General features: G+C 71.9%; 22 protein-coding genes. 5 read left to right on the top strand and 17 right to left on the bottom strand.

Features of this window, described 5'->3' with window-relative positions; translation table 11 throughout:
- The first annotated feature begins 21 nt into the window (after positions 1 to 21).
- A complete protein-coding gene (locus ACGF5O_RS05655; protein ID WP_393808632.1) occupies positions 22 to 402 on the top strand; it encodes a hypothetical protein in 381 nt (126 codons plus the stop codon).
- On the opposite strand, the gene ACGF5O_RS05650 is transcribed toward ACGF5O_RS05655, so the two are convergent.
- Both ACGF5O_RS05650 and ACGF5O_RS05645 read right to left on the bottom strand, forming a co-directional pair.
- A complete protein-coding gene (locus ACGF5O_RS05650; RefSeq protein ID WP_393808631.1) occupies positions 399 to 1,442 on the bottom strand; it encodes a zinc-dependent alcohol dehydrogenase family protein in 1,044 nt (347 codons plus the stop codon). The two genes, ACGF5O_RS05655 and ACGF5O_RS05650, sit on opposite strands and share 4 nt — an antisense overlap.
- 112 nt (positions 1,443 to 1,554) lie before the next feature.
- A complete protein-coding gene (locus tag ACGF5O_RS05645) occupies positions 1,555 to 2,304 on the bottom strand; it encodes a ferritin-like domain-containing protein (RefSeq protein WP_393808630.1) in 750 nt (249 codons plus the stop codon).
- Positions 2,305 to 2,594: 290 nt separating this feature from the next.
- Between ACGF5O_RS05645 and ettA the strand changes: the two genes are divergently transcribed.
- From ettA to ACGF5O_RS05630, 3 genes are read left to right on the top strand one after another with little or no spacing between them, the layout of a single operon-like run.
- Positions 2,595 to 4,259, top strand: a complete 1,665-nt coding sequence (gene ettA, locus ACGF5O_RS05640; RefSeq protein WP_393808629.1) for an energy-dependent translational throttle protein EttA — start codon at positions 2,595 to 2,597, stop codon at positions 4,257 to 4,259.
- Positions 4,260 to 4,265: 6 nt separating this feature from the next.
- Positions 4,266 to 4,679 carry an acyl-CoA thioesterase gene (locus ACGF5O_RS05635; RefSeq protein WP_393808628.1) on the top strand — a complete coding sequence of 138 codons (414 nt, stop codon included), beginning with the start codon at positions 4,266 to 4,268 and terminating at the stop codon, positions 4,677 to 4,679.
- Positions 4,676 to 5,362 (top strand): hypothetical protein, encoded by a 687-nt coding sequence (locus tag ACGF5O_RS05630; protein ID WP_393808627.1) that lies wholly within the window; start codon positions 4,676 to 4,678, stop codon positions 5,360 to 5,362. Before ACGF5O_RS05635 ends, ACGF5O_RS05630 begins: the two co-directional genes overlap by 4 nt.
- Positions 5,363 to 5,383: 21 nt before the next feature.
- On the opposite strand, the gene ACGF5O_RS05625 is transcribed toward ACGF5O_RS05630, so the two are convergent.
- The 15 genes from ACGF5O_RS05625 to ACGF5O_RS05555 all read right to left on the bottom strand — a co-directional run bounded on the left by ACGF5O_RS05625 (position 5,384) and on the right by ACGF5O_RS05555 (position 25,145).
- Positions 5,384 to 5,788, bottom strand: coding sequence for a globin (locus tag ACGF5O_RS05625; protein ID WP_393808626.1), 405 nt, complete (start codon positions 5,786 to 5,788; stop codon positions 5,384 to 5,386).
- Positions 5,789 to 5,852: 64 nt separating this feature from the next.
- The gene (locus tag ACGF5O_RS05620; RefSeq protein ID WP_393808625.1) at positions 5,853 to 7,493 is read right to left on the bottom strand and encodes an FHA domain-containing protein; all 1,641 of its coding nucleotides are present in this window, start codon (positions 7,491 to 7,493) and stop codon (positions 5,853 to 5,855) included.
- A gap of 68 nt (positions 7,494 to 7,561) precedes the next feature.
- Positions 7,562 to 8,902 (bottom strand): VWA domain-containing protein, encoded by a 1,341-nt coding sequence (locus ACGF5O_RS05615; RefSeq protein WP_393808624.1) that lies wholly within the window; start codon positions 8,900 to 8,902, stop codon positions 7,562 to 7,564.
- Between the two features lie 122 nt (positions 8,903 to 9,024).
- Positions 9,025 to 10,479, bottom strand: coding sequence for a protein phosphatase 2C domain-containing protein (locus ACGF5O_RS05610; RefSeq protein ID WP_393808623.1), 1,455 nt, complete (start codon positions 10,477 to 10,479; stop codon positions 9,025 to 9,027).
- A gap of 3 nt (positions 10,480 to 10,482) precedes the next feature.
- On the bottom strand, positions 10,483 to 13,014 hold the full coding sequence (locus ACGF5O_RS05605) for a tetratricopeptide repeat protein (protein ID WP_393808622.1): 2,532 nt from the start codon (positions 13,012 to 13,014) through the stop codon (positions 10,483 to 10,485).
- Between the two features lie 2 nt (positions 13,015 to 13,016).
- A complete protein-coding gene (locus ACGF5O_RS05600; RefSeq protein WP_393808621.1) occupies positions 13,017 to 14,342 on the bottom strand; it encodes a hypothetical protein in 1,326 nt (441 codons plus the stop codon).
- Between the two features lie 47 nt (positions 14,343 to 14,389).
- Positions 14,390 to 15,430: a glutamate ABC transporter substrate-binding protein gene (locus ACGF5O_RS05595; RefSeq protein WP_393808971.1), complete on the bottom strand. Its 1,041-nt coding sequence runs from the start codon at positions 15,428 to 15,430 to the stop codon at positions 14,390 to 14,392.
- 14 nt (positions 15,431 to 15,444) lie between these two features.
- Positions 15,445 to 16,860, bottom strand: coding sequence for a hypothetical protein (locus tag ACGF5O_RS05590; protein WP_393808620.1), 1,416 nt, complete (start codon positions 16,858 to 16,860; stop codon positions 15,445 to 15,447).
- Positions 16,861 to 17,249: 389 nt separating this feature from the next.
- Positions 17,250 to 18,221, bottom strand: coding sequence for an N-acetylglucosamine kinase (locus ACGF5O_RS05585; RefSeq protein ID WP_393808619.1), 972 nt, complete (start codon positions 18,219 to 18,221; stop codon positions 17,250 to 17,252).
- Positions 18,212 to 19,480, bottom strand: a complete 1,269-nt coding sequence (locus ACGF5O_RS05580; protein ID WP_393808618.1) for a 6-phospho-beta-glucosidase — start codon at positions 19,478 to 19,480, stop codon at positions 18,212 to 18,214. The genes ACGF5O_RS05585 and ACGF5O_RS05580 overlap by 10 nt, the downstream gene beginning before the upstream one ends.
- Before the next feature lie 90 nt (positions 19,481 to 19,570).
- A complete protein-coding gene (locus tag ACGF5O_RS05575; protein WP_388912689.1) occupies positions 19,571 to 20,464 on the bottom strand; it encodes a carbohydrate ABC transporter permease in 894 nt (297 codons plus the stop codon).
- Between the two features lie 2 nt (positions 20,465 to 20,466).
- The gene (locus ACGF5O_RS05570) at positions 20,467 to 21,408 is read right to left on the bottom strand and encodes a carbohydrate ABC transporter permease (RefSeq protein ID WP_393808617.1); all 942 of its coding nucleotides are present in this window, start codon (positions 21,406 to 21,408) and stop codon (positions 20,467 to 20,469) included.
- A gap of 2 nt (positions 21,409 to 21,410) precedes the next feature.
- Positions 21,411 to 22,754, bottom strand: a complete 1,344-nt coding sequence (locus ACGF5O_RS05565) for an ABC transporter substrate-binding protein (RefSeq protein ID WP_393808616.1) — start codon at positions 22,752 to 22,754, stop codon at positions 21,411 to 21,413.
- 65 nt (positions 22,755 to 22,819) lie between these two features.
- The gene (locus ACGF5O_RS05560) at positions 22,820 to 24,031 is read right to left on the bottom strand and encodes an ROK family protein (protein ID WP_393808615.1); all 1,212 of its coding nucleotides are present in this window, start codon (positions 24,029 to 24,031) and stop codon (positions 22,820 to 22,822) included.
- A gap of 286 nt (positions 24,032 to 24,317) precedes the next feature.
- A complete protein-coding gene (locus ACGF5O_RS05555) occupies positions 24,318 to 25,145 on the bottom strand; it encodes a hypothetical protein (RefSeq protein ID WP_393808614.1) in 828 nt (275 codons plus the stop codon).
- Positions 25,146 to 25,394: 249 nt separating this feature from the next.
- Here ACGF5O_RS05555 and ACGF5O_RS05550 point away from each other — a divergent pair, with 249 nt between their 5' ends.
- Complete coding sequence (locus ACGF5O_RS05550) at positions 25,395 to 25,931, top strand: hypothetical protein (RefSeq protein ID WP_393808613.1); 537 nt, start codon at positions 25,395 to 25,397, stop codon at positions 25,929 to 25,931.
- Positions 25,932 to 25,940: the final 9 nt, after the last annotated feature.

Raw genomic sequence — 25,940 nt, 5'->3', positions numbered from 1 at the left:
CCGGGCGGGCACCATGACGTCATGACCAACTCACCCGCACCCGGCAGGCCCTCGTCCCCGGACTCCGTCCTGTCCCTGTGGTCCTACGACTCGGTGCTGTCGATCGGCTCGGTGGGCTCCGTGCTCTCCATCGGTTCGGTGGGCTCGGCCCTCTCCGTCGGCTCGATCGGCAGCGCCCTCTCCGTCGGCTCGATCGGCAGCGCCCTCTCGGCAGGCTCGATCGGCTCGGCCCTGTCCTTCGCCTCGGCAGCCTCCTGGCTGAGCACGGGGTCCGTCCTCTCGGCCAACTCCCGCTGGTCCGCGCTGTCCTGGCGCTCCTCCCGGGCGTACCGCTCGGCCGGAGTGGCGGGAGCGGCCGCCGTGACCGCCCTTCTCCTGCACAAGGCGCTGCGATCCCGCTAGCGGCCGTCCTCGAAGACGAGTAGCGGTTTGGCGCCGTGCGCGGGCGCTTCGGCGAACGAGACGGCCTCGGCGAAGCGTTCGAGCGGGAACGCCCGGCCCTCGGGGATGGCCAGCACACCGCGGACGACGAGGCTGCGCACCTCGCGCAGCGCGTCCACGACATCCGCGGGCGAGGCGGTACCGAACCAGCGGTTCAGCCAGAACCCGCGGACCACCTTGGTCTCGTAGATGAGCGAGCGCGCCGACACCGGAATCGTCAACGCCGCCGGGTCGGTCTGCCGATGGGTGGAGAGCGCGCCGTAGACCACGAGCTCTCCGCCCGGCGCCAGCGCCCGGGACACCTGGGCACCCAGCTCCCCGGCGACGCAGTCGGTGGCCTTGCGCACGCCGGCCGGCCCGGCGATCTCGGCCACCCGCTGCACCAGGTCCTCGTCCTCGGTGCAGACGACCTCGTCGCCACCGAGCGCCTTGATCTCCTCGACGGCGTCGCGCCGCCGCACCACATTGATCGTGCGAATCCCCAGATGCCCGGCCAGCTGGACGACGAGCCGGCCGACGGTGGAGCCCGCGGCCGTCTGCAACAGCCATTCCCCCGGCTGTACGTCGAGCTCGCGGGTCACCAGGAGCAGCGCGGTCAACGGGTTGACGGCGAGTTGGCAGGCGTCGGAGTCGCTCAGCCGGTCGGGGACCGGCAGCAGCCTGGCCGCATCGGCGACGAGGTACTCCTGCCAGGTGCCCTCGACGTGCGGCCCGGGTACCGCCGGGATCGCGACGTCGACCACGCGCTCGCCGATCCGCAGCCCCTCGGTGCCCGGACCGAGGGCCTCGACGCGGCCCACGCACTCCATGTACCCCCCGACCGCGGGGAACCCGGGGGAGAAGCCGTAACGGCCGCGCACCACATGCAGATCGCTGGCGTGGACCGGAGTCGCCGTCACCCGCACCAACGCCTGGCCGACCTCCGCCGTGGGAACCGGCCGGGACTCCAGCCGCAGCACATCGCCCGGCTCACCGACCCGACCAGCTACCAGCGCACGCATGGACCGTGGCATGAGAGACCTTTCGCCTCTCCCAGCGTGCGCTCCTCCCCGAACGCTGTCCTGTCGACCGCCGCCCCGCCGAGGGGAGCCGGGAATCCCCGGCAGCCGGCGGTCAGGCCCCGGACCGGTCCCGGGCGGCCTGCCGCCGTACGCCCGGGGCGGTCGTCAGCACCGCGGAGACCACCGCGCGGGACGAGGCCATGACATCCCGCACGAACCCGAGGCGCCCGGTGCCGAGTCGCCGCAGTGCCGGTCCGTGGTCCGCGGCGACGACGGCGCAGACGGCGAGCAGGAGAAGCCGCCACAGGGCCATCACCGGGCGGCGCGCGGCGCGGGGCAGCTCGGCCAGGGAGGCGTGCAGCCGTTCGCAGTGGAACGGCACGTGGCGCTCCTCGTCGGACAGGATCCGCCCCGCCACCTCCGTGGTGAGCGCGTCGTCGGTGCCGTCGCGCAGGGCCCGGTAGTAACGCAGCGCCACGACCTCCGCGATCATCAGAACCAGCAGCTCCATGCGCAGCCCCATGAGACGCCGCAGCCGCACGAAGACCGCGTCGCTCCAGTGCCCGGCCAGCGTCGGCATGCCCCCCGCCGCCAGCAGCCGGGCCAGCAGCCGGGCGTGGTTCTGCTCCTCGGCGACGAAGAGCCGCACCGCCTCCCCGTAGTCGGCGTCACCCGCCTGGTCCGCCTTGCCGATCAGATTGGCGCCGTCACCGTCCTCCCCGACCTGGAAACGCTGGATGCCGGCCCACACCGCCGGATGCAGCGTCGCACCCCGCCCCCAGTCCGGATCACCCAGCGCGCGTCTACGCTCGCCCTCCTCCTCGAACCACCTTGTCCACTCCGCGAAGCCACCCGCACCCACCCGTTCTCCCCTCTCCGGAACACGCCCCCCGCGCCCCGAAGAGGCACGACGCACCCCGCCACCGAACCGTTCCCCCGACAGCCGCCCGGCCCCCCGGTCGTTCGCCGCCTCCCCGATCACGGCCACAGCCCACGACACCACCCCACACCGCCGGACCCCCCACCCCAGCCCACCGACGAACCCCCAGGTCACAGCCCCCGGATCCAACGAGTTTCCGCACAGGGCTGGCCGTACGGCAAGATGGGGTGTATCTGCCCACTGCCAGATTTCAAGCTGCCGGACGGTTTCTCTTGGCTGAGTTCATTTACACCATGCGCAAGACGCGCAAGGCGCACGGCGACAAGGTGATTCTCGATGACGTCACCCTGAACTTCCTGCCGGGGGCGAAGATCGGCGTCGTCGGTCCGAACGGTGCCGGTAAGTCGACCGTGCTGAAGATCATGGCGGGGCTGGAGCAGCCGTCCAACGGCGACGCCTACATCTCGCCCGGGTACAGCGTCGGCATCCTCATGCAGGAGCCCACGCTCACCGAGGACAAGACCGTCCTGGAGAACGTCCAGGAGGGTGTCGCCGAGGTCAAGGGCAAGCTCGACCGGTTCAACGAGATCGCCGAGCTGATGGCCACCGACTACTCCGACGCGCTGCTCGACGAGATGGGCAAGCTGCAGGAGGACCTGGACCACTCCAACGCCTGGGACCTCGACGCCCAGCTGGAGCAGGCCATGGACGCCCTCGGCTGCCCGCCCGGCGACTGGCCCGTCACCACGCTCTCCGGTGGTGAGAAGCGCCGCGTCGCGCTCTGCAAACTGCTGCTCGAAGCCCCCGACCTGCTGCTCCTCGACGAGCCCACCAACCACCTCGACGCCGAGTCGGTGAACTGGCTGGAGCAGCACCTCGCCAAGTACGCCGGCACCGTCGTGGCCATCACCCACGACCGGTACTTCCTCGACAACGTCGCCGAGTGGATCCTGGAGCTCGACCGCGGGCGCGCCTACCCGTACGAGGGCAACTACTCCACGTACCTGGAGACCAAGGCCACCCGCCTCAAGGTCGAGGGCCAGAAGGACGCCAAGCGGCAGAAGCGGCTCAAGGAAGAGCTGGAGTGGGTGCGGTCGAACGCCAAGGGGCGCCAGGCCAAGTCCAAGGCCCGTCTCGCGCGGTACGAGGAGATGGCCGCCGAGGCCGACAAGATGCGGAAGCTGGACTTCGAGGAGATCCAGATCCCGCCGGGCCCGCGCCTGGGCAACGTCGTCGTCGAGGTCGACAAGCTGAACAAGGCCTTCGGCGAGAAGGTCCTCGTCGACGGGCTCAGCTTCACGCTGCCGCGTAACGGCATCGTCGGGGTCATCGGCCCGAACGGCGCCGGCAAGACGACGCTGTTCAAGATGATCCAGGGCCTGGAGACGCCGGACTCCGGTGACATCAAGGTCGGCGAGACGGTGAAGATCTCGTACGTCGACCAGGGCCGCTCCAACCTCGACCCGAAGAAGACGCTGTGGGAGGTCGTGTCCGACGGACTCGACTACATCAACGTCGGCCAGGTCGAGATGCCGAGCCGCGCGTACGTGTCGGCCTTCGGCTTCAAGGGCCCGGACCAGCAGAAGCCGACCGGTGTGCTCTCCGGCGGTGAGCGCAACCGCCTCAACCTCGCGCTCACCCTGAAGCAGGGCGGCAACCTGCTGCTCCTCGACGAGCCGACCAACGACCTGGACGTCGAGACCCTCTCCAGCCTGGAGAACGCGCTCCTCGAGTTCCCCGGCTGCGCCGTGGTCGTCTCCCACGACCGCTGGTTCCTGGACCGGGTCGCCACCCACATCCTCGCCTACGAGGGCGAGTCCAAGTGGTTCTGGTTCGAGGGCAACTTCGAGTCGTACGAGAAGAACAAGATCGAGCGGCTCGGTGCGGACGCCGCCCGTCCGCACCGCGCCACCTACAAGAAGCTGACCCGGGGCTGATCGATCTTGCGCCACATCTACCGCTGCCCCCTGCGCTGGGCGGACATGGACGCGTACGGCCACGTCAACAACGTGGTCTTCCTTCGCTACCTGGAGGAGGCCCGTATCGACTTCCTGTTCCGCCCGGACAAGGACTTCAAGCAGGGGTCGGTGGTGGCGCGCCACGAGATCGACTACAAACGGCAGCTCGTCCACCGGCACCACCCGGTCGACATCGAGCTGTGGATCACCGAGATCAGGGCCGCGTCCTTCACCATCACCTACGAGGTGAAGGACGACGACCTGGTCTACGTACGGGCCTCGACGGTCGTCGTGCCGTTCGACTTCGACGCCGGACGGCCGCGCCGGATCACCGCCGAGGAGCGGGACTTCCTCGCGGAGTACCGCGACGAGGACAAGGAGGAGGCCGTCGCCGCATGACGGTGCTCCACCTCGCCGACGACGGGGAGGCAGCGGACCTCGCCGCCTTCCTCTCCCGGCTGCTCCGCTACGACCGCTCGGCCGCGGTACGGCTACAGGCGGCCGGCACCGCGCTCGCCGTCTTCGGGCGGCCGCCCTCCTTCGAGGTGCTGGCGATCCGCGCGGTGCGGCTCGCCAAGCCGTACGAGGACGGCCTGGACGTCACCCTCGACGTGACCGTGTCGGCGGGCGAACTGCTGGAGTCACTGGACGAACGGGCCGCGACGGCCGCCGTGCCGAAGGCGGTGACCGGGCCGCCGTGGGCCGGAGTGCTGCCGCCGCGGGGCGGCTGGCGGCCCGAGCCGGGGCTGCCCGCGCCGCAGGCGCTGCGCGCCACCGTCACCGCCGCGGTCGGTGAATTCCGGTCCCGCACCGAGGAGTTGGCCCCGGACGGCCGTACCCGCGCCGAACTCGACCGGATCGGGCGGGACATCTGGTCCCGGACCGTGGGCGGCACCCCGCTCCCGGTACGGGCCGTGCACGCCGCCCAGTCGCTCGGCTTCCTGCGGACGTCCGACGCGACCGACCAGGGCGACGAGGTCGTGCTGCTGTCCTCGGGAGCGTGGCTGCGGCTGCGGACCCCGTTCGGTTCGATCGCCGTACGCCGGGCGGGGCTCGGCGCGCTGGGCGTCAGCGTCCGCTGAGCGCCGGCGGCGCGACGCCGGTCAGTCGGGGGTGTTGACCATCGACGCGGCCGCGTAGGCGAGGTAGTTCCAGAGCTGTTCGCGGTGCTCGGCGGAGAGGCCGAGCTCGTCCACGGCCACCTTCATGTGCCGCAGCCAGGCGTCGTGCGCCGCCCGGTCCACGGTGAACGGCGCGTGCCGCATCCGCAGCCGGGGGTGGCCGCGGTTGTCGCTGTACGTCGTGGGGCCGCCCCAGTACTGGATCAGGAACAGGGTGAGCCGCTCCTCGGCCGGCCCCAGGTCCTCCTCCGGGTACATGGGCCGCAGGAGCGGGTCCTCGGCGACACCCTCGTAGAAACGGTGGACGAGCCGACGGAAGGTCTCCTCCCCGCCGACCTGCTCGTAGAAGGTCTTCTCCTGAAGCGTGCCGCGCCGAATCTCTGTCACCCCTACATGGTCTCAGACGGGGTGACCGAGGACTCCAGGCTTAGGACCCTGAGGCGGCCGGCGCTCAGCCCCGCCGGACGGTGATCGTCGTCCAGGCGCCCACGTGCACCCGGTCCCCGTCCTGCAGCGGTACCGGGACGAAGGGCTGGATCGGCTCCTCGCCGCCGTTCACCGTGGTGCCGTTCGTCGAGTTCTGGTCGACGACCGCCCAGCTGCCGTCCGGCTGCTGGACCAGGACCGCGTGCTGGTGCGAGACGCCCGGGTCCTCCGGCGGTACCGCCAGGTCGATGTCGGGGGTGTCGCCGGTGGAGTGCCGGCGGCGGCCGATGGTGACCTGGTTGCCGGTGAGCGCGCGCTGCTGCTCCGGGGAGTACGCGGGCAGGTTGAGGCCGGCCGCCTCCGGGCCCGAGCGCTGCATCATCGCCATGAAGTACTCGCGGTCCGGGCCGATCGTCGCCGTCCAGGTCGCCGGGCCCTGCGGGGCCTGCGGGTAGCCGGGGCCGGGCGGGGCCTGGGTGGCGCCGGGCTGCGGGTAGCCGTAGCCGCCGGGACGGGCGGGTGCGCCGGGGCCCGCCGGACCGCCGGCCGCTCCGGGCGGGGAGATCACCCAGTCGTCGTCACCGCCGCCGAAGGGCGGGCCGCCGGCCGGGGGCCTGGTCTCCTGCGGGAAGCCGGGGGGCGCGGGCGGGGCCGACTGCTGGAAGGCGCCGGGAGCGCCGCCGGTGGTCGCACCGGGGCCGCCCGGGGGCCGGGACGGGTCCGAGCCGCCGAAGGGCCCGGCGGCGGGGCCGCCGACGGGTTCACGGGTGTAGGGGCCGGCGGCCTGGCCGGCGCCGGGCGGACCGCCGAACGCGGACGCGCCGCCGGCGTTCTGGCCCGGGGCGCCGCCGAACTGCGGGGGCGGAGCGGCGGGGCCGCGCTCGCCGCCGTAGGGCGGGGGAGCGGACTGGCCGGGAGCGCCGCCGAACGCGGGCGGGCCGGACTGGCCGGGGGCACCGCCGAACGCGGGCGGGCCGGACTGGCCGCGGTCGCCGCCGCCACCGAAGCCGGACTGGCCGGATTGACCGGGCTGGCCGGGGGCGCCGCCGAAGGCGGGCGGGCCCGACTGGCCGCGGTCGCCGCCGAAGCCGGACGGGCCGGAGGGTCCCGACGGGCCGGGCGGCGGGCCCGAGGGGCCGCGGTCGGCGCCGAAGGGGGACTGGCCGCCGCGCTCGCCCGCGAACGGCGTCGGGCCCGAGGGCTCGCTGCCGAAGGAGGGGATCGGCTCGGCCGGACGGTTCACCTGCGAGGGGCGCGAGCCCTGGTACTCGTACGAGTCGCCGCCGCCGAACGTCGGCGGGGCCGGCGGCCGGAAGGTCGGCGCGCCCTGGCCGCCGCCCGCGGGCGGGCGCGGGGCGGCCGGGGTGTACGAGGTGGCCGTGTTGGTCAGGAAGTTCCAGCGGCACTCCTCGCAGAACGGAGCACCGCCCTCACGGGGCGTACGGCACTGCGGGCACAGCTCCGGCTCGCCCGAGTTCGGCACGGCGGACAGATGCCGGCCGCCGCCCATCGGGCCACCGGCCGGGGCGCCGGGCGCGGGCGGCGGGAAGCCGTAGCCGCCGGCGGTCGGCGGGGGCGGCGGAGGTACGGCACCGGCCATGCGGTGACCGCACACCTCGCACCAGTCGTCGGAACCCGACTGGTGTCCGTTCGGGCAGGTCGGCATGGCGGGCTTCCCTCTCTGTCAGGATCGTCCTGAGCCTGTCTGGGTGGTCCTGCGTGTGGACTGTCAGGTCACTTCTTTACACGAACAGTCTTTGTGGACCTTGTCTCGAGAGTCATCTCGTCGGCCTCCTCGACCTTCGCCTTCAGTCGCACAGTACCTGTCGTGGCGTCGACCACGTCCACCACCTTCGCAAGCAGTTTCGCAGTATCCGCGTTCCCGGAAGCGCTTGCCAACTGAACGGCCCGGCCCAGTTTGGCCGTTGCCCCGTCCATATCACCCGCTTTGCGGAGATCCAGGCCCTGTTGGATGGCTTGTGCCAGTTCGGCCTGCCCGGTGTAGTGCGCGACCTGCGGGTTGATGGAGGTCGAGGCGACCATGTCGTCCGTCCACACCGCCCTGACCAGGCCCTGTGCGCCGAGGTTCTGGACGCTTCCGTCGGGCTGCGGGACGACCAACGAGACGCGCGCGGCGAGCATTTCCCGGCCGAGGCCGGCCGTGGGGACCTCCACGCAGACGTGGTAGTCACGGGACTCGTCGCCCCAGGAGCCGGTGGGGTAGTCCCCGGCCCGCGGCCCCGCCTCGGTGCGGCGATCGGTCAACTGCGCGACCGTGGGCGCCACTTGCTTGACGAACTTGATGGTCGTGCCGACCGGGGTCCACAGCCGCAGTGCGACGTCCGCGACCTCCTTGCCCATCGCCGTCTCCATCATCCGCGTGAAGTCGGCGGCCAGGCCCGTGGGATCGGCGACGATGTCGGCGGTGCCGAGGAGCGCGGAGGCGATCCCTGTGACTTCTTTCACTTCCCAGTCGGTGCCGACACCCCGCGCGTCACAGGTGAACCGCCCGGCGCACGAGTCCAGGGCGGCCTTGAGGTCCTCCGGCGACTCGTGCTCGTTGCGGCCGTCGGTGAGCAGGATGCCGTGCCGGATGGCGACGTCCGCGGAGGAGAGGAGCCGGTCCGCGAGCCGCAGCCAGGTGCCGATCGCCGTCCCGCCGCCCGCGCTGAGCCTGCGCAGCGCCTGCTTGGCCTGCTCGCGCGAGGTGCGGTCGGCCACCGCGAGCCGCCCGCCGCCCGGGTAGACCTCCTTGGCCACGTGCGTGCCGCCGATCACCGCGAAGTGGGTGCCGTCGCGCAGGGTGTCGATCGCCGCCGCGGTGGCGTCCCGGGCGTTGCGCATCTTGGTGGGCGGGTAGTCCATCGAGCCCGAGCAGTCGACCATGATCGCGACCCCGGCGGCGGGCCCCTGCCCGGGGGCGTACGACGCGCCGACCGCGGTCCCGACGGTGCCGCCGCCGGTCGCCGTCACCGTGACGATCGCGTTGACCTCACGGCCGCCCTCCGGCAGGTACTCGTTCTGGTACACGTCCACCGAGAACTGCGGCACGCTCGATTTCGAGAAATTGGCCATGACTGCTCTGGTCCCCCTCCACCCCACGCGTGGTGGGTGCTGACGGTGTGCGGACCGGTCCCCTCCGGTCCGCCGGTGTTTCCCCGCGCGTCTCTCCCGTTTGCGGCCGTTTTGCGGCGGCCTCAGGCGGATCCTGCCCCCTGCGGCGGTTCCGGGAACGGGAGCAGCGCCACTGTTACGTTGTCGTGGCCCCCGCCGTCCAGGGCGTGGCCCACCAGCACCCGGGCCGCGTGCAGCGGCCGTACGTCCGCGTCGGCGGGGATGATCTCGGCCATCTCCTCGGCCGTCTCCGCGTAGTTCCACAGGCCGTCGGTGCACACCACCACCACGCCGGACCGGTCCGGCTTGAAGGAGGCGGTGTGCGGCTCCAGCTCGTAGGCGTCCGCGCCGAGCCAGCCGGTGATCGCGTGGGCGCGCTCGTCGGCGTACGCCTCCGCCTCGCTCATCAGGCCCGCGGCGACCATCTGCGCGGCCCAGGAGTCGTCCTCGGTGAGCCGGGCGGGCGGCGCGGTCCGGTCCACCGGCACCCAGTAGACGCGGCTGTCGCCGACCCAGCCGACCACCAGCAGACCCGAGGCCACGATCGAGGCGACGATCGTGCACGCCGGGGCGTTCTGGTGCGGGGTGTGCTCACGGGCCGAGGGGGGCTCCTCCGCGAGGGCGTTGACGGCCTGGGAGGCGGTGACGATCGCGTCGTGCAGCGCCTGCTGCGGATGGGTGCCCTGCTCCAGCGCGGCCAGCAGCGCCTCGACGGCGGCCCGGGAGGCGGCCATGGAGGCCTCGTCGGGACGGGTCGCCGAGGAGACGCCGTCGCAGACGACCGCGAGCGTGGCCGGGGTGCCGTCGGGCAGCGTGGTGTGGCCGACGGCGAACGCGTCCTCGTTGCGGTGGTGGCGCAGCCCGCGGTCGCTGACGGCGGCCACCGGGCCCGCCTCCTGCTCCATGTGGTCGCGCTCGCGCGGCTGGGCGTGCCCGCAGTTCTCGCAGTACCCGTCGTCGTCGACCCGGCCCGCGCGGCAGGCCACGCACACCTTCGGCAGCTCGGTGGTCTCGGCGCTCCCGGTGGTTCCGGCCGTCTCGGCGGCGGAGGCGGCCACCCGCGGGTCCGGCGCCTGCAGCGGGTACTCGTCCGGCTCCGGCGGCCGGTCGAACCGCACCCCGGAGGCCGGCGACACCGGCGAGCCGTGCGGGGGCGTGCCGTGCGGTGCCGGGGCGGCGGGCGAGCCGTGCGCAGGCGGGGCTGCGGGCGAGCCGTGCGGGGGCGGGGCTGCGGGCGAGCCGTGCGGGGGCGGCGGCGACGCGGGCAGCGATGTGCCGCCCGAGTCGGTGCCGGGCAGGTCGGTCGGCAGATGCGGTGCCGCGGGCGTCTCGGAGCTCTCCGGCTCGGGCGGGGGCCAGTTCACACCGGAGGGTCCCACACCGGCGGCGCCCATGGTGAGGGTCGGGTGGTCCGGCGGCGCGGCGGGCACGGCCGACAGGTCGTACCCGCACGCGCCGCAGAACAGGTCACCCGATTCGAGCGGCTCCGCGCAGCTCGGGCACTTCGCCGGTGCTGCCTGCTGGGGCATCTGCGACATCAACTACACCCACGTCCGGGGGCGGTAACGGTTGGCCCGTTCCACCAGGTCGATCCTCTCCTCACCGCCGGTCGCCAGTCTGGCCAGCGTGCGGTACGAGCGTTCCAGGCCGAAGCGGAGGCCCCGCTCGTCCAGACCGCTGCCGAGCAGCACCCGGCCGACGGTCGGCTGGGAGTCCTGGCCTCCGGAGAGTATCCAGTCCAGCGCGCAGCCGAGGACTTCCGCCGACAACTGCTCGCGCCGGGCCGGATCCAGACCGTACGCGTCCAGCGCCTCGATCTGCCCGGCGGCTGCCGTCAGGTCGTCCAGGAACGGCGTGTCGTCGGCCGCCGCGGTCCGGTGCCGCAGCCGCGCCCGTACGGCCGCCACCCGGGCCGCCGTGTAGTGGATCGAGGCCTCCGGCACCGACTCCAGCGTCCGTACGGCACCCCGCCGGTCCCGGGCTGCCAGCTGCACCCGGCCCAGGCCGAACGCGGAGCTGACGAAGCCCGGGTCGGTCGCCCACACCAGCCGGTAGTACTCGGCCGCGTTGTCCAGCTGGCCGAGCACCTCCGCGCACAGGCCGAGCGCCAGCTTCGGCGCGGTCTCGCCGGGGAAGGCGTCGTAGATCGCGTCGAAGGCGAGCGCCGCGCCCTCGAAGTCGCCGGTGACCAGGCCTGCCAGGCCCCGGCACCAGACCACCCGCCAGTCGTCCGGCCGCTCGTCCTCCAGCCGGCCGAGGCTCACCAGCGCGGCCTCGAAGTCGCCGTTCTCCAGCCGGGCGCGGACCTGCCGCAGCTCGGTCTCGACGGTCTGCGCCGGCGCCGCGGCCAGCGCGGTGAGCAGGCTGACCTCGCCCACCAGGGAGGTCGACAGACCCGCCAGGAAACCGGCGTTCGGGTCGCTCTGGTCGACCAGCGGGACCGGCAGGGCGAGCGCGGCGGCCGGCGTGGCGATGGGTCTCACCAGGGCGGGGTCGGCGGGGGCCGCGGCCCCTCCCGGCGCCTCCAGCGCGAGCGACCGGGAGGCCACCGCCCGTGCGCCCAGCCGGGACACGTCCCCGTCCAGCTTCGGGAACAGCTCGGTGTCGGTGACCTTCACCTCGGGCCCGAACAGTGTGGACAGCGCGGGCCGGGCGGTGCCGGACTGCACCGAGACGACCTCGCGCAGCACACCGGTCAGCTGCTCCGCCATCTCCTGCGCGGAGGCGAACCGGCGGGCCGGGTCGGGGTCGGTGGCCCGGACCAGCAGCCGGTAGAACGACTCGTACTGCCGGAACACCTCGATGTTGTCCGGGTCGGGCAGCGAGTCCACGAAGACGGTCGTGTAGCCCTGGAAGTCGAAGGTGAGGACCGCGAGGGTCCGGCCGACCGTGTACAGGTCGGAGGCGACCGACGGGCCGACCTCGGCGACCTCCGGGGCCTGGTAGCCGACCGTGCCGTAGATGGCCGACTCCTCGTCGTCCATCCGGCGCACCGCGCCCATGTCGATCAGCTTGAGCTGGTCCTCGGTCTGGATGGCGTTGTCGACCTTGAAGTCGCAGTACAGGAGGTTGCGGCTGTGCAGGTGACCGAGGGCTTCCAGAGCCTCGATGCCGTACGCGCACGCCTGCTCCACCGGCAGCGGGTCGCGGCGGCCCTCCGGGGTACGGCGGTCGTTGGCGATCTCCTTGAGGGACTTGCCGCCGACGTACTCCATGACGATGTAGCCGTCGAGGGAGCCGGTGCGCTGGTCCAGGTGCTCGACGAAGTTGTAGATCCGCACGATGTTGGCGTGCTCGATCTCCGCGAGGAACCGCCGCTCGGAGATCGCTGCGGCCATCGCGTCCTGGTCGCCGGTGTCCAGCAGGCCCTTGAGGACCACCCAGCGGTCGGAGACGGCCCGGTCCACCGCGAGGTAGATCCAGCCGAGGCCGCCGTGCGCGAGACAGCCCACGACCTCGTACTGGCCGTGCACCACGTCCCCGCCCTTGAGCTTGGGCACGAACGAATACGGGTTGCCGCACTTGGTGCAGAAACCCTCGGTCCGGCCCGGCAGCTCCCCGCGGGCCCGCCCGACCGGCGCCCCGCAGTCCGCCCGCGAGCAGAACCGCTTGCGCTCCGGCACCTCCGGGTTCTCCTGGACCATCTCGCGCGGGTCCGGCTTCGGCACCTGCGGCACCGTGACCAGACCGGCGCCCAGCCGGCTGCGCCCGGACGTGCTCGCAGAGGAACCGGAGCTGCGCACCGACACCGAACGGCCCGTCGACTTCCCCGACAGGGACCGCGACAGCCGCCCGGAGACCGAGCGCCGCGACTTCGACGACTGCGACGACGTACGCGAACTGCGGCTGCTGCCGCGGCTGCTCGACCCCGAACTCCCGCTGCCCGCCGAGCCCCTGCCGCCGGCCGTGATCCCGGTGGGCGGCGAACCGACCATCCCTCCCCCAGAGGGGGGACCCCCAGCGGAGACGACCGGCGCCAGACCGCAGGTGTCGCAGTACAGCTCACCGCCGCCTACGTCCTCGTACGACCCCTCGCAGCCCGGCCGCTGGCAGTTCTCTCCCGCCTGACTCACGACTACTCCCCCCTCCGGTCCTCGGGCCCGCTCTGCTGCGGCACCCGCGGCGCCCCCAGCGCCTCGGCCACCGACCGCTGGTAGCGCAGCACCGCCTGCTCCGCGACCCGGAGATCGCAGGGCGCACTCCACAGCATCCGCCGGGCCGCGTCGTACCGCTCGATCAGGAACGGGTCCTCCGCCAGCCCGTGCCGGGCCACCTTCGCCTTGTACGCGTCCAGCCGGCCGCGCAGCTCCGCGCGGACCGCGAGCGGCGCGGTGACCGCCGTCAACGACTCACGGGCGCGCAGCAGTTCGTCCTCCGCCTTCTGCTCCAGGGACTCCAGGAGCGGCGACAGGCGGTGCCACTGGGCCCCTCTGCGGTACTCGGCGGCCGTCGCCAGCTGCTCCTGCAGCACGGTCGGCGGGCCGCTGACCACCGGCACCTCGGTCGCCGCGATCTTCGCAAGCACCTCGCCGCGCGCGGTGCGCGCCTCGGCGAGGGTGCGGTCCGCGCGGGACAGCACGTCCCGCAGCTTGATCAGCCGGGCCTCGGCGTCCTGCCGTACCGTCAGCACGGCGTCGATCTCCCGCCGCACCTCCTCCAGCGCCCGCGCCTCCCGGTCGTACACCGTGGTGTCGGGACGGCCGCCGCCGGGCGCCGAACTCCCCGGCGCCGGAACCCAGAACGCCAGCGGGTCGGAGACCACGTCCTCGCGGAGCCTCGTCAGTATGCGGGTGATCCGCTCCAGGTCGTCACCGGCCGGGTGCTCGCCCGGGCGCACCCCGACGGAGTGCGCCAGCGTGCGGGTGCGCTGCAGCTCGGCGGCGAGTAAATCGATCCGCGCGGGCAGCGCCGACCACACCGCGTCGGCGGTGACGACCATGTTCAGCGAGGTCGCGTACAGCTCGTTCATCCGGTCGACCAGACCGCTCAGCGAGAACCGCTCGCTGAGCCGGCCGGGCGCCGACAGCAGGGTCGGCGCGTTCGCCGTCGCGGTCGCGCTGCCCGCCACCGTCACGGACTCGCCGCGCAGCAGCTCGGTCAGCTCCACCAGGTCCTCACGGCTGGACCAGCGGCGTCTCGCCCTGATCTCCCGGGCGGAGCGCAACGCGTCCGTGTAGGCGTCGAAATACGCCCACAGCAGGGTGATCGAGGCCTCGGCGGACGTCCACCGCTCCCGGGTCGTCCCGGTCAGCTCGGCCCCTTCGAGGAGCCTGCGGCCCGCGTGGTCCTGCAGGGCGAGCAGCGAGGTCTCGATCGCCTCGTGCTCCGCGCCGAGCCGCGCCAGCGCACGGTCCACCTCGTCCCGGTCCATCACCGGCCCGGCGGGGTCCGTGACGCCCATCGATCACCTCTCGCTTGCTCGTCGGGGCTGGGCCTCGCGGATGCGGGTCAGCTGGTGCGCAGGTACTGCGGCGCGGGTGGTTTCGACGCCGTCGAGTCCGCTCCCAGTGTCGCCGACAACCACTTGTCGTACGACGCCTGCCAGCCGTCCGACCGGTACTCCACCAGGATCTCGTTGACCCGGCGGACCAGATCGGTCGCGTCCTTCTTCATCGCCACCCCGTAGTACTCGGTCGTGAAGGGGGCGCCCTTGAGCTCGACCGTCGGGTCCTGGGCGGCCTGGCTGGCGGCCAGCGCGCCGTCGGTGACCACGGCGTCGACCTCGCCGAGCTGCAGCCGCACCAGGCAGTCGAGCTGGTTGGGGACGGTGGTGGAGATGTCCGTCGAGGCGGCGAGCTTCCCGGACTTCCGGTCGGCGTCCAGCTTGGCGTACGCGGTCGAACCGGCCGCCGTGCAGATCCTCTTGTGCGCCAGCGTGCCGTTGTACCCGGTGATCGACGACGACTTGGGGGCGAGGACCTGCTGCCCGGTCTTGAAGTACGGCGCGGAGAAGGCGACGTCCTTCAGCCGGTCGCAGTTGATGGTCATCGTGCGCACCACCATGTCGACGCGGCCGTCCTGTATCGCCGGTATCCGCTGGCTCGTCGGAATCGCCTTGAACTGGACCGCGTCCGGGTCGCCGAGGATGTCCTGGGCGATCCGGTGCACCAGGTCGATGTCGAAACCCTCAAGCTCCGCATCGGAGTTGTTCGGGTTGCGGTAGCCCCAGCGGTAGCTGTTCTGGTCGACGCCGACGATCAGCTTCCGCTTGGCGCCGGTACGGGCCTTGATGGCGTCGATGGTGGACCCGTCCGCGCCCGACGGCGACCAGGTCTCGTTCTGCGCCTGGGAGTCGACGCAGTCGTCGGCCTTCGCCGGGCTGCCGGTCGCCAGCCCCGGACCGCCCAGCCCCTCGCCCTGGCCGCCCGCACCGCGGGACTGGGTGAGCGGCAGCAGCAGGACGAACGCCAGCGCCAGGGCGCAGCCGACCGCCATCGCGCCCACTCCGCCCCAGCCGCGCAGGGAGGCCCTCATCCGCCGCACGAACATCGTCACGCCCCCTCTCACCGGTACTCCGAAAGCCTGCGCCCGATGCCGAACAGCGCGCCGGCCGCCGCCGCGACCCCCAGCATGGCGGCTCCGATGGGCAGTCCGGACATCGCGTCCCGCCCGTCGGTGGCCTGCTCCTTGAACCGGGTCTCCTCGTACGCCAGCGCGTTCTTCAGGTTCGTGTCGACGCTGTCGAAGCACTCGGCGGTCGCGCCCTTCGTGCCTATCACCTTGTCCAGCGCCGCCTGGTAGTCGCCGTTCTCGTCCTCGGTGCGGGCGTCGGCGTGCCGCTCCTTCCACACCTTCATGTTCCCCTGGGCCGCCACGACGGGCTTGCTGCCGGCCGTGTCGTCCGCGAGCGCCGCGGCCTCGGTGAGGCCCTTGCCGAGCGCCGTCATGTCCTTGTCGAAGTCGTAGTAGTACGCGTCGTACGTCTGCCCGCCGACCGTGACCGTCTCGGCGCCGCGCGCCACCAGGCTCAGGTTCTCGTTCCCGCGCGCCTTCAGGGAGGCGATCCGGGCGTCGTGCAGCACGTTCAGCGAGCGGACGCCGTGGTCGTAGGAGCCGTCCAGACCGGCCCGGGCCAGGGTGTGGCCGACGACCAGCCACAGCAGCGTGACCACCGTGGCCGCCGAGGCCGCGACCAGGCCGTGGTTCAGCAGGCGGTTGGTCCGGCGGTAGTGGCGCAGCTGGGCCCAGGCGAGCGCGGCGAGCGCGAGGAGGCCGAGGACGATGGCCGCCCAGGGGTACGGCGTCGCGTCCGAGTAGTCGGAGGCGAGGCGCGCGTTCTCCTTCGTGTAGAGGTCCTGCGCGGCCGGGAGCATCTCCAGCTGCATCTTCTCGTTCGCGTACCGCAGGTAGGCGCCGCCGACCGGGTAGCCCTGCCGGTTGTACACCCTGGCCCGCTCGACCAGCCCCTTGTACTCCGGCAGCAGCGTGTTCAGCTTCGCGATGGCCGCCTCGGAGGGCGAGCCGGGCTCGGAGTTGGCGGCGGCGGTGACGAGCTTCGCGGCGGCGGTCGAGATGTCCTTCTCGTACCGGGCGCGGGAGGCGGGCGTCTCCTGACCGCCCGCCAGGAAGCCGCTGGAGGCGGCGGTGTTGGCGTCCGCCAGCGAACGGTAGATGTCGGCCGCGCCCGAACTCAGCGGCTGGCTGCGGTGCAGCACGTCGTCGGCGGCGGCCGCGCGGTCGGTCATCTGCCAGGCGGTGACGGCGCCGAAGGCGACGATCAGCGCGGCGAGGACGGCGCCGATGACGCGGAGCCGGCCGGGTTCGGTGGTGGCGGCGGTGCGGAGCCGGTCGGCGCCTTCCGCGAACGCGGAGCGGCGCGGGGGCGCCGGGTCGGGCGCGGGGGAGGAGCCGGCCCGCTGCGCGGGCAGCACGGTGCCCGCGCCCGGCGGTGCCGCGCTCTTCGTCGGCGGGTGTGTCACTTGACCTCCCCCATGGTCATCCGGTCGCCGCCCAGTATCGCCGCCCGGACTGACATTCGGCACCGGCCTTCACTGGATCTTGATCGGATCGCAGCGGAACCCCTGCCCATGAATACGCCGGGGGAATCGGTTCGGTTCCTGAGGGGTGGTGACGGTGCGTTCCGGGGCGCGGGCCGGCGGGGGTTGCACGCGCAGTTCCCCGCGCCCCTGGAAGACTCAGCCTCGGGCCCCCGCTCCGCCGCGGGCCGGTGGGGGCCGGTCGCGCAGTTCCCCGCGCCCCTTGCGGGGCTCCTCAGCCGCGGGCAGTCGTGCCGCTGGGGCGGCACGGGTGGGCGCGGCGGCACCCGGCGAGCGCCGGTGAGCGTCCCCACCCCCCGCCCCACCCACCGTCACCCTTCGAAGTACCGCCGCACCCTCTCCTGCACGGCCACCCCCGCCCCCACCACGTCCAGCCCCAGCAGCGCGGCACCCAGCACCGGCCGCGCCGCCACCACCCTCGGCACCGCCTTCGGCGCCCGCGCCGCCAGCAACTCGCGTACCCCGTCGTCGAGTTGCGGATGACCGCCGGCCAGCACGCCACCCCCGAGCAGCACCGGCGTCTCCTCGTCCAGCAGGTCCAGGCGGGTCAGCGCGACCACCGCCATCGCCACCACCTCCTGCGCCAGCCGGTCCACCACCGCCCGGGCCACCGGGTCGCCGTCGGCCGCCGTCGCGAACAGCACCGGCGTCAGCTCGTGCCGCCGGGCGGGCTCGACCTCCTCCCGGTGCAGTGCCTCGATCAGCGCGAGCATGCTGTCGTACCCGAAGTACGCCGGGAGCGCGCGGGCCAGCGCCGTACGCTCCCCGCGGCCGTCCTCCGCGCGGGCCGCGTGCCACAGGGCCTCCTCCGCCAGCCCCCAACCGCCGCCCCAGTCACCGGAGATGCGGCCGAGGGCGGGGAAGCGGGCGGTGCGGCCGTCGGGGCGCATGCCGACGCAGTTGATGCCGGCGCCGCAGACGACGGCGACCCCGCGCGGCTCGGTGACACCGGCCCGGAAGATCGCGAAGGTGTCGTTGCGGACCTCCACCGTCGTCCCCCACGCGCGCGTGGCCAGCGCGGCGGCCAACTGCTCCTCCTCGAACGGGAAGTCGGCGTTGGCCAGGCACGCCGAGACGTGGGCGGCCGAGGTGACCCCGGCGGCGCCGTACGCCTCGGCGACCGCCGCGGCCACCTCGTCCACGGCCTGCTCCACGCCCACCACCGGCGGCCGGAAACCGCCCGCCCGGGCCGTGGCGAGGACCTCGCCGTCCGCCGCCACCACCGCGACGTCGGTCTTGCTGTTGCCCGCGTCGATGGCGAGGACACTTGCGGTCAGGCCCACGCGAGGTGCTCCCGGTTGTGCGCGATCAGTCGGTCGGTCAGGGCGTCGGCGTACTCGTACTGGCCGACCAGGGGGTGGGAGAGGAGGGCCCGGAAGACGCGGTCCCGGCCGCCGCGCAGGGCGGCCTCCAGGGCCAGTTCCTCGTAGGCCGTCACGTTCGCCACCAGGCCCGCGAACAGCGGGTCGACGTCCGGGACGGGCAGCGGCCTCGGCCCGGCCTGGCCCACCGCCGCCTGCACCTCGATCACCGCGTCGTCGGGGAGGAAGGGCAGCGTGCCGCCGTTGTACGTGTTGACGACCTGGTAGGGGTTGCCGGCGCTGCCGAGCAGGGCCGCGGCCAGGTCGACGGCCGCCTCCGAGTAGTAGGCGCCGCCCCGCCTGGCGAGCAGCTCCGGCTTCTCGTCCAGGGCCGGGTCGCCGTACATCTCCAGCAACTGCTTCTCCATCGCGGCGACTTCCTCCGCCCGGGACGGCTTGGTGCGCAGCTCCCGCACCACCTCGTCGTGCGCGTAGTAGTAGCGCAGGTAGTAGGAGGGGATCACCCCGCCGAGGCGGTCGAGGAGCGCCGGGGGCAGCTTCAGGTCGGCGGCGATCGTCTCGCCGTGCTCCCCGAGCAGCTTGGGCAGGACGTTCTCGCCCTCGGGGCCGCCGAGGCGGACCGCCGTCTCCCAGGTGAGGTGGTTGAGGCCGAGGTGGTCCAGGTGGATCTCGGACGGCGTGACACCGAGCAGGTTCGCGAACTTGCGCTGGAAGCCGATCGCCACGTTGCACAGCCCGACCGCCTTGTGGCCGGCCTGGAGCAGGGCGCGGGTCACGATCCCCACCGGGTTGGTGAAGTCGATGATCCAGGCGTTCGGGTTGGTGCGGCGGACGCGTTCGGCGATGTCCAGGACGACCGGGACCGTGCGCAGGGCCTTGGCCAGGCCGCCGGCGCCGGTGGTCTCCTGGCCGATGCAGCCGCACTCCAGCGGCCACGTCTCGTCCTGCTGCCTGGCCGCCTGGCCGCCGACGCGCAGTTGCAGCAGCACCGCGTCGGCGCCCTCCACGCCCGCGTCCAGGTCCGAGGTGGTGACGATCCGGCCGCCGTGGCCCTGCTTCGCGAAGATCCGGCGGGCCAGTCCGCCCACCAGCTCCAGGCGTTCGGCGGCCGGGTCGACCAGGACCAGTTCCTCGACGGGCAGGGTGTCACGCAGCCGCGCGAAGCCGTCGATGAGTTCGGGGGTGTAGGTCGAGCCTCCGCCGACCACGGTGAGTTTCACTGGGGAATCCTCCGCTTCCGGGCGTCGGTGATCGAATCGTTCGGCCGGGGGTCCGGGGGTTGTCCCCCGGGGAGATGCAGCATGTATGGGTTAACCCTTCACTCCGGTGAGCGTGACGCCTTCGACGAACGCCTTCTGGGCGAAGAAGAAGACGAGGATCACGGGGGCCATGACCAGCACGGTCGCGGCCATGGTCAGGTTCCAGTCGGTGTGGTGCATGCCCTTGAACGACTCCAGGCCGTAGGAGAGGGTCCAGGCGCCCGGGTTCTCCGAGGCGTAGATCTGGGGGCCGAAGTAGTCGTTCCAGGCGTAGAAGAACTGGAAGAGGGCGACGGCGGCGATGCCCGGCTTGGCCATCGGGATCACCACCCGCAGCAGGGTCCTGAGGTCGCCGCAGCCGTCCACCTTCGCCGCGTCCAGGTACTCGTTCGGGATCGTCATCAGGAACTGGCGGAGCAGGAAGATGGAGAACGCGTCGCCGAACGCCATCGGCACGATCAGCGGCCACAGCGTGCCGGACAGGTCAAGCTGCTTCGCCCAGAACAGGTACATCGGGATGATGACCACCTGAGGCGGCAGCATCATCATCGAGATCACCAGCATGAGGGACAGATTGCGGCCCCGGAAGCGGAACTTGGCGAGCGCGTACGCCACCGGGAGCGAGGACACCACGGTCAGGACGGTGCCCAGGCCGGCGTAGATCAGGGTGTTCTTCCACCAGGTCAGAAAGCCCGGGGTGTCGAACACCTTCCTGTAGTTGCCCCACTCCCAGGTGTGCGGGATCAGGTCCCGGCTGAGCGCCTGGCTGTCGCTCATCAGCGAGGTCAGGAACACGAACACGAAGGGGAGGGTGAAGAACAGGGCGGCGGCCACGCCGAGGGAGTGCACCGCCACCCAGTTCAGCAACGCCTTGCGGCGGGCGGTGCGTTCGGCCTCCGACACCGGGGCCTTCAGCTCCGCAGGCCGGTCCAGTACCTGGGTCATCGTCAGTCACCTGCCTGGATGAGACCGCCCCGGCGCCGCATCAGGAACGCGGTGAACACCATGGACAGGGCGAAGAGCACGAGGGCGACGACACACGCGGAGCCGTAGTCGAAGCGCTGGAAGCCGAGGTTGTAGACCAGCTGGGGGAGGGTGAGCGTCGACTTCTCGGGATAGCCGGGCTCGAACTGGGTGCCCGCGCCCTGGATGACGCCCGAGGCGACCTTTCCGGCGATGAGCGGCTGGGTGTAGTACTGCATCGTCTGGATGACACCCGTCACGACCGCGAACATCACGATCGGCGAGATGTTGGGCAGCGTGACGAACCGGAACCGCTGCCAGGCCGACGCGCCGTCCAGCTCCGCCGCCTCGTACTGCTCCTTCGGCACGTCGAGCAGCGCGGCCATGAAGATGACCATCAGGTCGCCGACGCCCCACAGCGCGAGCAGGGTCAGGGCCGGCTTGGACCAGGTCGGGTCGTTGAACCAGCCCGGGGCCGGGATGCCGACCTTCTCCAGGATCGAGTTGACCGGCCCGGTACCGGGGTTGAGCAGGAACGCGAACGCCATGGTCGCCGCGACCGGCGGGGCCAGGTAGGGCAGGTAGAAGAGGGTCCGGAAGACCCCCGTACCCGTCTTGATCTTCGTGATCAGCATGCCGACGCCGAGGCCGAAGACGACCCGCAGCGACACCATCACGACGACCAGCCACAGGGTGTTGCGCAGCGCGGGCCAGAAGTAGGGGTAGTGCTCGAAGACGTACGTCCAGTTCTTCGTGCCGCTCCACGTCGGCGGTTTGAAGCCGTCGTAGTGCATGAACGAGAAATAGACCGTGGAGATCAGCGGGTACGCGAAGAACACCGCGAACCCGATCAGCCAGGGCGACATGAAAGCGACCGTCCGAAGCGCCGACCGGCGGCGCTTCGACGCCAACGTGATGGTGCTCATCGCTACTTGGCCTGCGCGATGTCCGTGTCGATCTGCTTGGCCGTGGCCGCCAGACCGGACTTGAGGTCCTTGACCTTGCCGCTCTCGTAGTCGTATCCGAAGTTCTGGATCGTCGCCAGGTACACACCGCCGTTGATGGAGGCGGGCGACGTCGTGGAGTTCGGGTTCGCGGCGATGTCCAGGAAGGTCTTGAACCGCGGGTCGTACGTCAGCTTCGGCGACTTCAGGGCGGCCAGCGTGGACGGCACGTTGTGGATGGCGTTGGAGAAGTTCACCACCGCGTCGGTGTCCGTGGTGATGTACTTGACGAACTCCCAGGCCGCGTTCTGCTTCTTGCTGGTGGCGGCGATACCGGCGATGGTGCCGGTGATGTAGCCCTTGCCGTACTGCGCGACCTGGTCGTCGGGCACGGGCAGCGGCGCGACGCCGATGTCGAACTTCGTCTTGGCGTCCACGGCCATCCCGAGCCGCCACTCGCCGTCGAGCTGCATGGCGACCTGACCGGTCTGGAAGGGGTGCTTGTCGCCCCACTCGTCGCCGAGCGTCGCCCGGTACTTCTCCAGCTTCTGGAATCCGCCGAGTTCGTCGACCAGGTTCTTCTGCAGCGTGAACGCCTCGGTGAAAGCCGGGTCCTTGGCTATGTTCGACTTGCCGTCGGAGGTGAAGTACGTCGGCGAGAACTGCGCCGCGTAGTGCTCGGTCGTGGTCTCCCAGCCGTGGTAGTCCGGCATGAAACCGAGCTGCTTGTAGCTGTCGCCCTGGTTGATCGTCAGCTTCTTGGCGTCCGCCGTGAATTCGGTCCAGGTCTTCGGCGGGCTGGTGATGCCGGCCGCCTTGAACGCCGTCTTGTTGTAGTAGAGGCCGTACGCGTCCCCGAGCAGCGGCGCCGTGCAGCGGTTGCCGTCGTACTGGGTGTACTCGTTCATCGCCTTCGGGAACGTCGTCTCCGGGTCGATGCCGGCCTTCTTGAAGAACGGGTTGAGGTCGACCAGCGCGCCCGAGGAGCAGAACTTGCCCACGTTGTTGGTGGTGAACGACGAGATGACGTCCGGGGCCTTGTCGCCGCCGCTGCGCAGCGCCTGGTTGATCTTGTCGTCGGTCATGTTGCTGACGACGTTGACGTGGATGTTGGGGTGCGCCTTCTCGAAGCCGGCGATCAGCGCGTTGACCGCCTTCACCTCGTTCGGGGCGCTCCAGGCGTGCCAGAAGTTGATGGTGGTGTTCGCGGAGGCGTCGTCGGAGGCACCGGAGGACGACTGGCCGGTACAGGCGGTGAGCAGGGCCAGCGAACTGGCCGCCGCGGTCAGGGCAAAAGCCGTCTTTCGGGCAGCGGAGGGTATGGGCATGGCGAGATCTCCCGGGGCGGGCGGTGTGCGAGGGAAGGACTGGCTGTGCGGGGGTCTGAGGGGGCTCAGCGCGAGGTGTCGAAGACCTCGTCGCGGGTGGTCGCGAGCGCGCTCTCCAGCGCGCCGCGCAGCACGGGGTGTTGACGGACGTCGCCGACGACGAGCCGCGGCCGGGCGGCGGCCAGCTCCTCCAGTTCGGCCTGGACGAGGGCGCGCAGCACCTCGCCGCCGGCGGTCAGGGCGGTGCCGCTGAGGACGACGAGTTCGGGGTCGAGGACGGAGACGAGGGAGGCGAGACCGGTGGCGAGCCGGGTCGCGTAGGTGCGCAGCAGCTGGTGGTAGGGGCCGGAGGCGTGGTCGGCGGCGCGCGCGACGAGTTCGGCGGCCACCTCGTCGTACGATCCGGCCGGCAGGTCCTCGATGCCCAGTTCGCGCGCCAGCCGGGGCACGGACTGCGAACCGGCGAGTTCCTGGTAACCACCGCTGTTGGCCTTGGTGACCTGGCGGACCAGCGGGGTGCCCGGCACCGGCAGGAAGCCGACCTCGCCGGCGCCGCCGGTCCAGCCGCGGTGCAGCCGGCCGCCGAGGACCAGGGCGGCACCGAGGCCCTCCTGGCTCCACAGCAGCACGAAGTCGCCGTGGCCGCGGGCCGCGCCGAGCCGCTGTTCGGCGATGGCGGCGAGGTTGACGTCGTTCTCGTACTCGACCGGCATCGGCAGCGCGGCGGCGAGCTCGTCGAGCAGTGCGGGGGAGTGCCAGCCGGGCAGGTGCGAGGCGTACCGTAGCCGGCCGGTGTTCGGGTCGAAGGCGCCCGGCGTGCCGACGACGACCCGGTGCACGTCGTCCCGGGCCAGCCCGGCCGCCTTCACGGCGCCGTCCAGGGCGTCGGTGACCTGCCGTACGACGGACTGCGCGGACCGGCGGCCGGGGGTCGGCAGCTCGTACTCGCCGACCGTGCGGCCGGTGACGTCGGCGACGGCGGCCCGGATCCGGCCCGGGTTGACGTCGAGGCCGGCGGCGTGCGCCGCGCGCGGGTTCACCGAGTACAGCTGGGCGTTGGGGCCCGGCCGGCCCTCGCTGGTGCCGGTCGCCAGCACCAGCCCGGCCGCCTCCAGGCGGGCCAGCAGCTGGGAGGCGGTCGGCTTGGAGAGGCCGGTGAGCTTGCCGATCCGGGTGCGCGAGAGCGGGCCGTGCTCCAGCAGCAGGTCCAGTGCGGCGCGGTCGTTCATGGCACGCAGAACGCGCGGGGTGCCCGGCGTACCGGCGGTTCCTGCCATGGGGTTCGACACCTGCCTTTCCAGCCGCTCAGTTTCCCAGTGACCCGGACCTCCGGTCCACCCGGGTGACCCGCCCGAAGCGTCCATCCGTTGATCACTGTTAGGAAAGTTTCCTGTTGGCTGGAAAACGTAGGCCGCCGGAAGGAGAGCGTCAATAGCCCGCCGGGGCGGCAACCCAGTCGTTACCTGGGCTTGGACATGAGAAGGGGTATGCGAAGGGGCATGCGAAAGGCCCGCCCGGGAGATCCGGACGGGCCCTGCGGGGTGTCGCGGCGGCGGTGGGCCGTCACTTCACCTTGATGTAGTCACCCGTGGCCGTCGCCGCCGCGGTGGTCGTCGTACCCGCGAAGACGTACCGGTAGTAGCCGCTCTTCGACGCCTTCACCGTGGTGGACAGGGCGCCGCCGGTGCCGGAGGTGATGCCCTTGGCGTTGGTGTAGGTCTTGCTGTCCGCGGCGCGGAACTGCAGGACGGCCTTCTGCCCCGAGTAGCCCTTGTACGACTGGGAGTCCCAGTCGGCGCGGGTCAGCTTGCCCTTGACGGTGATCGTCTTGCCCTTGGCCACCGGCTCCGGGGAGGCGTCGGCGGTCAGCTTGGCGGCGCGCTGCACCTTGGCCGTGGTCAGGTTGCCCCAGATGGCCACGTCGGACTCGGTGCTGAGGAAGTCGTCCGAGACGGTGGCGTCGAGGTGGGCGTAGAGGCCCCCGGCCTTCCACGTGGTGGCGTCCGCGGCCTCGTACAGGTAGTCGCCCGGGTCGACCGGGAGGGTCTCGGTGCAGCTCTCGGTGACCGTGGTGTCCGTGGTGGCGGTCGTCGTGCAGACGGGCATGACTTCCGGGTCCAGCTCGTTGCCGAGCGACTTCAGCGTGCCGCGGTAGAGCATCACGGCGGCGAACGTCTTCTTGTTGTCGATGACCAGGTCGGCCGGCCGGGTCAGCGTGTACGTCACCGGCACGTTCACCGTCTTGGTGGTGCCGACGACGATCGCCTTGCCCTTGTTCACGGTCACGTCGGAGAAGACCAGGTTCGGAGTGGCCGCGGAGGCGGCGGGCGCCGCGATGCCGGCCAGGGCCAGGGCACCGGACAGCGCGGTGCCTATGGCGAGTTTTCTCATGTTTCCCCACATTCGAGACGGGCCCCCGGGCGACGTCGCGCTCCAGAACAAGGGCCCGTAGTGGCCTGACCATAGATCATCGCGGTTGCGGGGAGAACGCGGGGGACCTGTGAAGACCGTCTGAATCAGGCCACCGGCCGGTTTGTGATCACGGCTGCGTCACGATCCCCGTCCGTGCTGGTCAACGAGGTTCTTCTCGGCGTTCTCTGCTCTTTGACCCCGACGTCGACCAGGAGGGCGGGGACCGGGATGGTGCACCGGAGACGGCTGCTCGCACGGATGCTGCGGCACACTTTCGCCGACAGCGCGTGGCTGGCGCTGATGCTGTGCGTCATCGCCCTCCTCTTCCGCGGCTTCGCCTGGTCGACGCTGAGCGAGGCGGCCGAGTTCGCACTGGTCTGGTTTCTGCTCTCGGCGCTGAGAGCTGCCTGGCGGGTCCGCTCGCTGGTACGCGCGGCGCGCGGGCTGGGTATCCCGGTCTCCGAGAGCGCCCTCGACCGCGCCCAGACGTACACCCTCACCGGCGTTCCGCTCTCCTTCGTCCGCGCCGAACTGGGTGCGGCCCCGCGGGCGTCCGAGGTCGGCGACGGCAACCCGCTCGGCTTCCACTGGCGTCCGTTCCGGGGCAGGGCGACGGCGGACGGCACGGTCGCCTTCGACGAGTCCTCGGGCGAGACCCGCATCGAGGTCCGGGCGGGCAAAGGCCTCACGACGGACGCCCCCCTCAACCACGGCGCCGTGTTCCTCGCACTCTGCCAGATAGTGCGCACCCTCGAACACCGCTGACCCGAGGCC

This window comes from Streptomyces sp. NPDC048291, assembly GCF_043201715.1.
Lineage (GTDB): Bacteria > Actinomycetota > Actinomycetes > Streptomycetales > Streptomycetaceae > Streptomyces.
Note: the sequence above shows the minus strand (reverse complement) of the source record. Positions and strands in the feature narration are given on the sequence as shown.